The 655-nt window shown below is 76.3% G+C and carries 1 protein-coding gene; it reads left to right on the top strand.

The features are described 5' to 3' along the window. Nucleotides 1-197: 197 nt before the first annotated feature. The coding region (locus L7D48_RS02845; RefSeq protein WP_237877036.1) for a hypothetical protein at nucleotides 198-655 on the top strand (458 nt) is incomplete at its 3' end.

Here is a 655-nt window from a genome sequence, read left to right as displayed (position 1 = left end):
GGCCGGGGCGGTCGCCGGGCTCGCCGCCGCCGGCGCGGCGGCCCGCCGGAGCGGGCGGGGGTGAGGACCGGTACCGGTACCACGGCGAGAGGGACGGACCCGGGAGGGAATCCCGGCGACCAGGCCGAGCCGCCGCCCTGACCACCGACCAGCCGCACCCGGTCCTCCGGGACCGGCCGACACCCCCAGGGGCACCGATGAGCTACAGCGTTTCGTGGAACAGTGACGACCGGTCGAAGTGGTCCGGGGACGGCCCGCAGCGGCCGTCCCGGCGGACGGAGCCGCCGTCCGGGCACGGGCGCCCGGCGCACCGGCCCGTCGGCACCGCGCCGACCGCCCGGGAACTCTTCCGGCAGGGCATGGCCGAACACGCCCGCTTCAAGGACACCGGTGAACGCCGCCACCTCGACACGTGCATCGGCCTGCTCGGCCGGGCCGTCTCGCGCTCCCTGTCCGACGGCCCTCGGCTGGCCGCCTCCTCGAACAACCTGGGGGTGGCCCTGTTCGACCGGTACAAGCTCGGGCAGAAGGCCGCCGGGTCCGGGCCCGACCCCGGTGATCTCGACCAGGCCCTCGAACACCTCCTGCGCGCCTACCGGAAGTCCCCGCCCGGAAGCCCCACCCGCGCACGGGCCACCGGCAACCTCTTCGATGC

The sequence above is a fragment of the Streptomyces sp. ICN903 genome (assembly GCF_022015835.1).
Lineage (GTDB): Bacteria > Actinomycetota > Actinomycetes > Streptomycetales > Streptomycetaceae > Streptomyces > Streptomyces fenghuangensis.
This window is presented reverse-complemented; position numbering and strand designations above follow the sequence as displayed.